Raw genomic sequence first — 10,177 nt, 5'->3', positions numbered from 1 at the left:
CCGGCGGCTGCGGCCATGCGCGCGCCAGTGATTTCGCCGCCCGTGAAGATCACCGCCAGCACCGGGACCAGGAACACCATCTGCTGGCCGATCTGCGAGATCAGTTCAGGATCGCGGGCGATAAGTCGCAATTCCTTGGTGACAAGGGCACGCGGCACGCCGGCCCGAAAACTGTGTGCTGCGCGGCGCTGCTGCGCCTTGCCGGGTGCAGCAATGACCGGAGCGTGGATCAGGCCGCGCGCCGCGACCCTTGCCGCCAGAACGGACAGCAGCACGCCAAGCGCCGCCAGCGCCAGCAAGGGCAGCGGCGCCCCCAATATGGCGCGTCCCGGCCAATCGAACGGCGACGGGGGCACCGCCCGCAGCGCATCCATCTGGGCCGAGAACCAGTCGGGGGCAAAGTTGGGCGCCTGACCCAGCGCAAAGACGCTGGCGCCCAACATGACTCCGGCCACCTGGGCAAACACCCGCGCGCGTGCGGGTCCAAGCAATCGTTCCAGGCCATCGGCGAGCAGAAATGCCGCGCTTGTGGCGATAGCCGCCATGATCAGCACCACCGCCATGCCGCCCAGCCAGCCGGGATGGCCCGTCAGCGCCGCGACAACGCAAAAGGGCGTGACAAGGATGAGAAAGGGCAGCGCCACCACCGAGGCAATGCCCAGCGCGCGCGCCGCCAGCACCCGGGACGGCGGCACAGGCGCCGACAACAGCAATTCAAGCTCGCCCCGGTCGCGCAGGGCGCGCAGCACATGGGCAAAGGCGGAGGACAGCATCACGAGAACAAGCGCGACCGTGACGGCGCCGAGCGAGCCAAGGGCGCGGCTGGGTACATCCGGCTCCGCCATCAGCAGCACAGCAGCCGCAACCCCGCCGCCCAGCGGCAACAGACCGAGCACAAGCACGCCGATCAACCGCGCCAGCCCCGATTGCCGCCCCCTGACTTTCAGCCGAACATCATGGGCCACCAGCCAGGTGAGACTGCCCGGCGGCATCAGCGCGGTGCGCAGGGCCGCACGCAAGGCCGCACTTCGGGACGCCCCCCGGCCAGCAGGCGCAGCCGCCGCATCCATGGCGGGCGCCAGGCTCATGCCGCCGCCAGATCGAGGAACACATCCTCAAGCGTCGTGCCCACGGCGCGGCCGACCGCGAGTTCCGCCATGGTCCCTTCTGCAACAAGGCGCCCGGCACGGATGATGCCGATACGTGTCGCCAGCCGTTCGGCGACTTCGAGGATATGGGTGGTGAGAATCACGGTCGCGCCGGCTCGCACCCGGTCCATCAGCAGGTTCTTGACGTCTCGCGCGGCGGCTGCGTCCAGGCCCGTGAGCGGTTCGTCCAGAATGAGCAATCGCGGTTCATGGATGAGCGCGCCGGCCAGCGCGGCCTTTTGCTTCATGCCGCGCGAAAAACCCTCGCAGCGGATGTCGCGCTGTTCCCACAGGCCCAGCGCCGCCAGCAGGGTTTCAGCCCGCGCCGCGGCCAGCGCCGGCTCGACACCCCAAAGCCCGGCGACAAAGCCGAGATATTCCAGCGGCGTCAGCTTGTCATACAGCAGTGGCTCGTCGGGCATCCAGGCGACAAGCTGCTTGGCGGCCAGCGGCTGGGCCAGCGCATCGACGCCAAAGACGCGAATCTGGCCGGCGTCTGGCGCCAGCAGGCCGGTGACCATGCGCAGCGTCGTCGTCTTGCCGGCGCCATTGGGGCCAAGCAGCGCATAAAGCTCGCCGGCACGAACCGTCAGGTCAAGACCATCGACGGCAGGCTGGACAAAGGCCTTGGACAGGCCGCGGATCTCGAGGGCGTTCGGTGTCATCGCGGGCCAAGCTAGCAAAGCCTTTGCGGCAAAGCGATAAAGGCCTGTTAACCAGTGAAATCGCTTGAGCTTGGCAGCAATCGGACCGAAAGTTGCCCAGCAATTCACAGGCGGCAATCAACAGGCGGCAATCCATAAGGGGCCAGCACCATGGCACGGCATCCAGCATCGAAATCGGCATCAACCATCGTCGCGGCGCTTGTGCTGCTGGCTGCACCTGCTGCTGCGCGCAACATCAAGGTCAAGCCCGGCAGCGACGCCCATGAAAGGATCCAGACTGCCCTGATCGAGGCCAAGGCCGGTGACACGGTCGTGTTGGCGGCCGGCCGCTATGCGCTTGCCGATGGTCTGTCGCTCGATGTGGCGGGCGTGACCGTCAAGGGCGCCGGGCCGGACAAGACCATCCTGGATTTCACCGGCCAGAAGGGCGAAGGCGAAGGGCTGCTGGTCACCTCGAACGATGTCGTGATCCGCGATCTTGCCGTCGAGAACGCCAAGGGCAATGGCATCAAGTCCAAGGGCTCGGACGGCATCAGCTTTGTCAATCTGCGCGTCGAATGGACTGGCGGGCCAAAGGCGACCAACGGCGCCTATGGCGTCTATCCGGTCAGCTCGAAGAATGTCCTGATCGAACAGGTGACGGTCAAGGGCGCATCGGACGCCGGCATCTACGTCGGCCAGTCCCGCAACATCATCGTGCGGCGCAGCCGGGCCGAAATGAACGTCGCCGGCATCGAGATCGAGAACAGCTATGACGCCGACGTCATCGACAATGTCGCAACCAACAATGCCGGCGGCATCCTGGTGTTCGACCTGCCCGACCTGCCGCAGCAGGGCGGGCACGGGGTGCGCATTCGCGGCAACCGGGTGACGGCCAACAACCATGCCAATTTTGCAGCGCCGGGCAATATCGTCGCCGGCGTGCCGAGCGGCACCGGCATCATGGTCATGGCCAACCGCGATGTGCATGTGCGCGGCAACGATATCACCGGCAACAACGGCAATGCGGTGATGATCGTGTCCTACACCCAGGCCTTCACCGATACCGCATACAATCCCTTGCCGCGAGGCGTCGCGGTTGGCGGCAATGTCTATGCCGGCAATGGCACACGGCCTGCCTTTGCCGGCGGCGCCCAGATCGCCCGGGCCGTCGGCGGCACGCTGCCGCCGGTGATGTGGGACGGCATCACCCGCTATGCGGTGCCAGGCAGCGGCGCCGTGCGCGAGGCTGACGGCCGCATCATCGTGGCCGACACCGGCTGGCTGTCGCTGGGCCTCGTCACCCAGGGCACACCGGCCAGTGCGGCGCAGCCAGCCATGATGCCGCCCGGCACCGGGCTGCCGCTGGAGCCGCCGGCCATCGTGCTGCCGGCCGCGCAGGAGGCGCGCGCCAGGTGAGACGTATTGCCGCACTGCCGCTGGTGTTCCTGCTGCTGGGCGCGGCACCAACCGTCAACCAGGCCGCGCTGATGGCGGACGCGCCGGCGGCACGGCTGTCCGCCTATCGTCTTTACGACGCCGCAGGTCGCCCCATAGCCGGCGTGCAGCCATACACGCTGAACACGCCGCTGTTCAGCGACATGGCCGAAAAAGCGCGTGCCGTCTGGATGCCACCTGGCACATCGGCGCGCTACAGCGCTTCCGGCGTGCTCGAATTTCCGGTCGGCACCGCACTTATCAAGACGTTCGCATTTCCCGCTGATTTCCGGCAGCCCGCAAAGAACATGCGAGTTATCGAGACCCGGCTGCTCATCCGCAAGGCATCGGGCTGGGTGCCGGTTTCCTATGTCTGGCAGGGCAGCGATGCCGTTCTGAAACGCGCCGGGCAGCGGGTGGCGGTTGCCTTTGTCGATTCTGCAGGTGCCGGGCGCCAGATCGACTATGCCGTGCCGAACGAAAACCAGTGCAAGCAATGCCACCTTGCCGGCGACCAGGTGACGCCGATCGGGCCAACGGCTGGCAACCTCAACGGTGCGCTGCGCGGTCATGACGGCAACCAGCTGCTGCAATGGGCAGCATCCGGGCGCTTGCAGGGCCTGCCGGCGAATCTGCCGGCAAATTTGCCGCGCCTTGCCCGCTGGGACGACCCTTCGGAACCGCTGGCGGAACGGGCGCGCGCCTATCTCGATGTCAACTGCGGCCATTGCCATGACCGGGCCGGCTTTGCCTCCAATTCCGGGCTGTACCTGCGCCATGACGAGGCGGTGCCGGCCCATCTCGGCCTGTGGAAGCGCCCGGTAGCCGCCGGACGCGGTTCCGGCGGCCGCACCTTTGCGATTGTGCCCGGGGATCCGGACGCATCGATCCTGGTGCACCGCATGGAATCCAGTGAACCCGGCGTGATGATGCCGCAGTTCGGCCGCAGCATGGCCCATGCCGAGGGTGTTGCGCTGGTTCGCGCCTGGATCGCAGCCATGCCCCGCGCGCCAGCGCCCTGAAACCTGAAGGCCTGAAACCTGAAGGCCTGAATCCTGGGGGCCTGAATCCTGGGGACCTGACGCAAAAAGGCGCCGCCTGGTCCTGCCGGGCGGCGCCTTTGTGACCATGGCGCGGGTGGTTCAGGCCGCAGCAGTGATCCGGCGGCGACGCTTGGCAGCACCGACCAGGCCAAAACCGGCGATCAGCATCGCCCAGCTTGCCGGCTCAGGCACGCCGACCGTCAGCGAATCGAGGCGATAGCCCTGCCCGAGCGTGCCCAGATAGGCCGCATCGCCGCGTTCGCGGCTGGTGAACAGGTAACGGGTGAAATAGGTGGTCGGATTGACCAGCGTCAGGGACTGGGTGCCGCCGTTGAGGCCGGCGTTGAAATCCGTGCCCGTGGCTTGCCCGGCCAGCAGCGACAGGCCGGCATTGCCGCCCGTCAAGCCGCGGCGGACCACGCCCGGATAGCCAAGATTGACCAGGCTGCCGTCGGCACGAACGCCATAGACCTGCAGCGTGTCGTCATTGTCGATGAACGACAGGCGGAGACCGCGCAGCGAGAAATCGCTGCTGCCGCTGATCAGGATCGCTTCGCGCGCGCCCGGAAAATTGGTGTCCATCTGCGGGTTCGAGGCGCCGCCGTTGATACCGATGCCGGACAGCGAACGCTGGATCTGGCCGGTTGCCGTCGTCTGCGACAGGCTGGTCAGGGATGCCGGGAATGCCGTGAACTGGCGCGCCGTGGCGGTCAGCGTCAGGCCGCCAGTCGTTCGGGCCAGCGATGCGACATTGGTCGTCGCGGCGACCCCACTGCCGAACGCGAAGGACAGGGCGGTCACCGCCGAGGCGGGAGCCGAAATTGCCGCTGCTGCGGCCATGGCGAAAACGACGTTGCGAAACATGTGACTGGAGCCTCGGGCTGTTGGGTTGCACAGCGTCCTAGCCGCCACATTACCATTTGTAAATGGAAACAAACGTTCGTTAACCAACTATATTGCCAGCGTTTTCTGCTGACTGAATTGTGTCAGCGCGGCAACCGTCGCAGCAAAGGCACCAGCAGGACCACGGTGCAGCCAGCAGCGGCAAGCACGACCGGAATGCTGCCACCAGCCGAAATGGCAGCGCCAATCGCCAGCACGGCGCCGACCTGGAAAAAGGCGTTGACGATATTGTTCGCGGCTATGGCGCGTGAACGGCTGCCGGGATTGGTCGCAGTCTGGAGAACACCATAAAGCGGCACCGAGAAAATGCCCCCGGCAATGGCAAGCCCCAGGAAATCCGCCAGCACGCGCCAGCCGGCCGGCATCGCCAGGAATGCCGCGACATCCTTGGGGGCGCTCCCGAGCGCAGCTTGCGCAAAAACCATGTCCACCCCGGCCACCGCCATGGCCAGACCGGTCCAGATGCACAATCTGGTGCTGACACGCCCGCCGGTCAGGCGGCTGGTCAGCGCCGAGCCCGCCGCGATGCCAATGGAAAACGCCGCGAGAAACAGAGTCGCCACGCCTTCGGTGCCGCCCATGTCGTTGCGCGCCAGCGGCACGAACTGGCTGGTGTAAACGGCCCCCAGCGCCCAGAACCACGACACGCACAAGGTGGCAATGGCCAGCTCGCGGTTCGACAACGCTTCGCCCAGCGCGCGGCGGCCGGCACGCAGCGGGTTCCAGTCGATGGGCAGGCCGGGGACTTGGGGCGGGGCCGCCGGGATGAAGCGCGCCGCCAGCCATCCGGCAAGCGCAACAGCAATCGCCACCGGGCCGGCGATACTCGCGGGCAGCAGCCCACCGGCAATCTGCCCAAGCAATATCGCCACAAAGGTCGCGCCTTCGACCAGCCCGGTGCCCTGAATCAGTTCATGCGGCGCCAGATGCTGGGGCAGGATGGCATATTTCATCGGCCCGAACACCGTGGAGTGCACGCCCATGAGGAAGATGACGGCCAGCGCCAGCCACTCTGATTCCAGCGCCATTGCGACTGCGCCAAGCAGCATGAAGGCGATTTCGGCGACCTTGACGCCCCGGGCGATCATCGCCTTGTCGCGATTGTCCGACAACTCGCCGGCCGGGCCGGAAAACAGGAAAAACGGCAGGATGAACACGCCGGCCGCCACCGTCGCCATGGTGGCGGCGCGGGCCGGATCGCCGGCAGCGAGGCTATAGGCCACCAGGAAGATGAAAGCCGTCTTGAACAGATTGTCGTTGAAGGCCCCCAGGAACTGGGTGACGAACAAGGGGCCGAAACGGCGGGAAGCCAAAAGCGCGAACATGTGCCGCCTTCTTCGGGCAAAGCGTCGCCCCCGTCCAGCCGCACTGGCGGGCGGTGCGGCGTTGGCCTATGTTTCGTGCTTGTGCCGAATCTGCGGCGGATATCAGCAATAACGGGTTCTTGATTTGCCACGTTCACGCCGCACCGATGATTGGGGATTTCCGCGCTGGCGTCCCTACGGCAGCGGCACGGCGGCGGCGCAGGTGAAGATTTGCGACCGCGACGGCTGCACCAATGTCGGCGACCGGCCGGCGCCCAAGGCGCCCAATCGCCCCGAACGCTGGTATTTCTGCGAAGGCCATGCCGCGCAGTACAATGCCGGCTGGGATTACTTCGCCAATCTGACACCCGAAGAAGCCGCCAGCCGCGAAGCCGATGAACAGCGCCAGACCAAGTACCAGCGCGCCAGCCACTGGCAATGGGGCGGCGAAGGCGATGGCAGCCGCAGCCGCGCCGAACTGGACGCGCTGAAGGCTCTGGAGCTGGATACCGATGCCGACATGACAATGATCAAGGCCGCCTGGCGCGCCGCCGCCAAGGCCAGCCACCCGGATGTGGCGGGGCCTGGCACCGAAGCCGCCGACCGGTTCCGCGCCGTGCAGGCGGCCTGGGCGGTGCTGAGCGAGGCCGACGCCATGCGCGAAGCGATCAAGATCAAGACAAGCGGCTGAGCCGCAGGACAAAGCAAGTCAGGGCAAAGCGAATTTTGCCCTGACCAAAGAAACGCTGGCTGGCAGGCCGGTTCAGGGCTTGGCAGGGGGGTGTCATGACAATCAGCTCAAACATGATTTTTCGGCTCGCCGCACGGTTGACGGCGCTGTTGGCCATCGGGCTTGGCGCCGCTATTGCGGTGGCGGCGCCTGCCGGGCCTTACGGCGTCTGGCGGGTCAGTTTTGATCAGCATCCCGGCGGGCCGGTGCCGTTCACGCTGGAACTGCGCGCCGGCAAGACCGGCCCGGTCGCCGTGCTGGTCAATGCGCCCGAACGGGTGCGCGCCGAACAGGTCAGCGTTGCCGGCGAGACGGTCACGCTCACCTTTCCCAGCTACAACAGCCGCCTGGTGTTGACGCACGGCAGCGATGACCGGCTGACGGGCGCCGCCACGGTGCTGCGCAGTGTCGGTACCGTGACGCTGCCGGCAACCGGCGTGCGGGGCAACTGGCGGTTCTCGCCGCAGCCGGCATCAGCAGCCGGCAATGTCTCCGGCCGCTGGGTGGTGGAATATGGCGACGGCAAGGTGCGCGGCATCGCCAATCTCAAACAGGTCGGCAGCCTGGTGTCGGGCAGCGTGCAACTGCCGTCGGGCGACATGCGCTATCTGTCGGGCGAGCTGTCCGGCAAGCAGCTGCGCCTTTCCACCTTTGATGGCAGCTTCACCAATTTGTGGACGGCAACGCTGGACGGCGGCGCCTTGAGGGGCGCGCAGTTTGCCGCGACCTCGCGTCCCGCCGGCACCGCCTGGACGGCCCGGCGCGAGAAAAACGCCGACATGGCCGCCGTTGCGGTGGAAAAACCCGGCGGCGAGCGGCTGTCCTTTCGCCTGCCCGATGGCACCGGCGGTTTCGTCAGCCTGTCGGACGCCCGCTACAAGGGCAAGGTCGTGGTGATCTCGATCGGCGGCGCCTGGTGCCCCAATTGCCATGACGAGGCCATGTATCTTGGCCCTTATGCCAGCCGCCGCCGCGCCGAAGGGCTGGAAATGATCGGCCTGCAATTCGAATATGGCACCGACCAGGCCCGCGCCTTCCGCCAGATGGCCAGCTTCAAGTCCCGCTACAAACTGCCCTATCCGATGGTGTATGGTGGCCAGCCGGTGCCCGAAGACACGATCAAGGTGCTGGGCGCGCTCGGCCCCGTCAAAGTCTATCCCTCCACGATCTTCATCGGCCGCGACGGGCTGGTCAAGGAAGTGCATGTTGGCTGGTCGGGACCGGCGACCGGCGCTCTCAACGTCAAGGCCAAGCGCGAGTTCGACGAGACGGTGTCGCGGCTTTTGAAGCAGCGCGCGTAACACCCCTACCCGGCGCCTGCATGCCCTGCTAAGGCCGCGGCATGCAGGCTCCAGTTCGCATCGCCCCGTCGATCCTTTCGGCGGATTTCGCCCGTCTCGGCGAGGAAGTGCGCGCCATCACGGCTGCCGGCTGCGACTATGTCCATGTCGATGTCATGGATGGGCATTTCGTGCCCAACATCACCATCGGGCCAATGGTGGTCAAGGCGATCCGCCCGCACACGCATCTGCCGCTGGATGTGCATCTGATGATTTCGCCGGCCGACCCCTATCTTGATGCCTTTGCCGAGGCCGGCGCCGATATCCTGACCGTGCATCCCGAATCAGGGCCGCACATCCATCGCACGGTGCAGCGCATCAAGGCGCTGGGCAAAAAGGCGGGCGTGTCGCTCAACCCCGGAACGCCGGCCAAGATGCTCGACTATATCATCGACGATCTTGACCTGATCCTGGTCATGAGCGTCAATCCGGGCTTCGGCGGGCAAAGCTTCATCGACAGCCAGCTGCGCAAGATCGAGGCAATCCGCAAGATGATCGACAAGACCGGCCGGGCCATCGACCTCGAAGTCGATGGCGGTATCGATCGGTTGACCGCGCCTCGCGCCATTGCTGCCGGCGCCGATGTGCTGGTGGCCGGTACCGCGACCTTTCGCGGCGGCGCCGAGAACTATGCCGCCAATATCGCGGCCTTGCGGGGCTGAGGCATGGCGCGGCAGTGGAAACCTCAGGCAAAACCGCAGGGTGATCCGGCGCCGGAGGACCTCTCCGAAGAAGGCACGCTGCTGCGCGTCGGCGGCGATCGTGGGCCGTCGCTGTCCGAACGCGTGGCCGCGCGCGTCTCGCAGTCGGTCTACCAATCGCCACTGCACCGCCTGCGCCTGCGAGGGCGTTTTCCGCTGAAGCTGCTTGGCGTGCCGGTCGATCCGATCGCCGGCGACGAACAGATCGCCGAACGCATCAGCGCCGGTCGGCTGGTCCATGGCGGCCAGACGGTGATGACGCGCGATTTGTCTTTTGCCGCGCCGTCGCTGCCGGCGGACTGGTCGCAATGGGCCAACAGCTGGGCCTGGCTGCGTGATCTGGCGGTGCTGCCGGGCGACTATCGCAGCCGCGCGCAGCACGCGGAACCATTGGTCAGGCGCTGGCTTGCCGACTTTGCCGATTTCCACCCCCAGGCGTGGCGCGGCGATATAACCGGGCGACGGCTGTTGTTCGCGCTGGGCCATGCGCCGCTGATCCTGTCGTCATCGGACCAGGTCTATCGCTCGGCTGTTCTGTCGGCGCTTGCGACATGGGCGAGGCATCTCGACAGGGCGGCGCTACGCATGACCGATGGCCTGCCAAAGGCTTGGGCGCTGGCCGGGCTTTATGCGGCCGGCGTGTTGATTCCGGGCGGCGAATCGCGCGAGCGGGTGGCGCAGGCGGCACTGGACACGCTGATGGCCAAGCTGGTGTTGCCCGATGGCGGCATGGTCAGCCGCGCGCCGCTTGATGCCTTGATGCTCGCCGAAGTGCTGATGTTTGCCGCCGCCGCTCCCGAGGCGCTTGGCCGGCGCGCGCCGCCGCTGTTTGCCGACACGCTGGCGCGGGCGGTGCCGTCACTGCGCGGCCTCGCGTTGGGCGATGGTCATGTCGGCGCGTGGCACGGCGGCGCCGCGATCGGGCCG

General features: G+C 66.7%; 9 protein-coding genes and 1 pseudogene. 6 read left to right on the top strand and 4 right to left on the bottom strand.

Translation table 11 applies throughout. The features are described 5' to 3' along the window. The coding region (locus RMQ73_RS06580) for a hypothetical protein (protein ID WP_409049842.1) at positions 1-1,088 on the bottom strand (1,088 nt) is incomplete at its 3' end. Continuing rightward, complete coding sequence (locus tag RMQ73_RS06575) at positions 1,085-1,813, bottom strand: ABC transporter ATP-binding protein (protein WP_310497291.1); 729 nt, start codon at positions 1,811-1,813, stop codon at positions 1,085-1,087. The genes RMQ73_RS06580 and RMQ73_RS06575, both read right to left, overlap by 4 nt. A gap of 150 nt (positions 1,814-1,963) precedes the next feature. Here RMQ73_RS06575 and RMQ73_RS06570 point away from each other — a divergent pair, with 150 nt between their 5' ends. Beyond that, positions 1,964-3,211: a parallel beta-helix domain-containing protein gene (locus RMQ73_RS06570; protein ID WP_310497290.1), complete on the top strand. Its 1,248-nt coding sequence runs from the start codon at positions 1,964-1,966 to the stop codon at positions 3,209-3,211. Then, positions 3,208-4,251 carry an SO2930 family diheme c-type cytochrome gene (locus tag RMQ73_RS06565; RefSeq protein WP_310497289.1) on the top strand — a complete coding sequence of 348 codons (1,044 nt, stop codon included), beginning with the start codon at positions 3,208-3,210 and terminating at the stop codon, positions 4,249-4,251. Before RMQ73_RS06570 ends, RMQ73_RS06565 begins: the two co-directional genes overlap by 4 nt. Positions 4,252-4,371: 120 nt before the next feature. On the opposite strand, the gene RMQ73_RS06560 is transcribed toward RMQ73_RS06565, so the two are convergent. After that, on the bottom strand, positions 4,372-5,136 hold the full coding sequence (locus RMQ73_RS06560) for a PEPxxWA-CTERM sorting domain-containing protein (RefSeq protein ID WP_310497288.1): 765 nt from the start codon (positions 5,134-5,136) through the stop codon (positions 4,372-4,374). 122 nt (positions 5,137-5,258) lie between these two features. Next, positions 5,259-6,500, bottom strand: coding sequence for an MFS transporter (locus RMQ73_RS06555; protein ID WP_310497286.1), 1,242 nt, complete (start codon positions 6,498-6,500; stop codon positions 5,259-5,261). A 124-nt stretch (positions 6,501-6,624) separates the two neighbouring features. Here RMQ73_RS06555 and RMQ73_RS06550 point away from each other — a divergent pair, with 124 nt between their 5' ends. The 4 genes and pseudogenes from RMQ73_RS06550 to RMQ73_RS06535 form a co-directional block, all read left to right on the top strand. Continuing rightward, positions 6,625-7,170 (top strand): DnaJ domain-containing protein, encoded by a 546-nt coding sequence (locus RMQ73_RS06550; RefSeq protein WP_310497284.1) that lies wholly within the window; start codon positions 6,625-6,627, stop codon positions 7,168-7,170. Positions 7,171-7,283: 113 nt separating this feature from the next. Continuing rightward, entirely contained in the window at positions 7,284-8,510 is a 1,227-nt protein-coding gene (locus RMQ73_RS06545) for a TlpA disulfide reductase family protein (RefSeq protein WP_310497283.1), read from the top strand. Positions 8,511-8,551: 41 nt separating this feature from the next. Then, positions 8,552-9,211, top strand: a complete 660-nt coding sequence (gene rpe, locus RMQ73_RS06540) for a ribulose-phosphate 3-epimerase (protein ID WP_310497282.1) — start codon at positions 8,552-8,554, stop codon at positions 9,209-9,211. Between the two features lie 3 nt (positions 9,212-9,214). Next, positions 9,215-10,177 (top strand): annotated as a pseudogene (locus tag RMQ73_RS06535) (heparinase); the annotation flags it as partial.

It is taken from the genome of Sandarakinorhabdus sp., from assembly GCF_031430775.1.
In the GTDB taxonomy this organism is placed as follows: Bacteria; Pseudomonadota; Alphaproteobacteria; order Sphingomonadales; family Sphingomonadaceae; genus Sandarakinorhabdus.
This window is presented reverse-complemented; position numbering and strand designations above follow the sequence as displayed.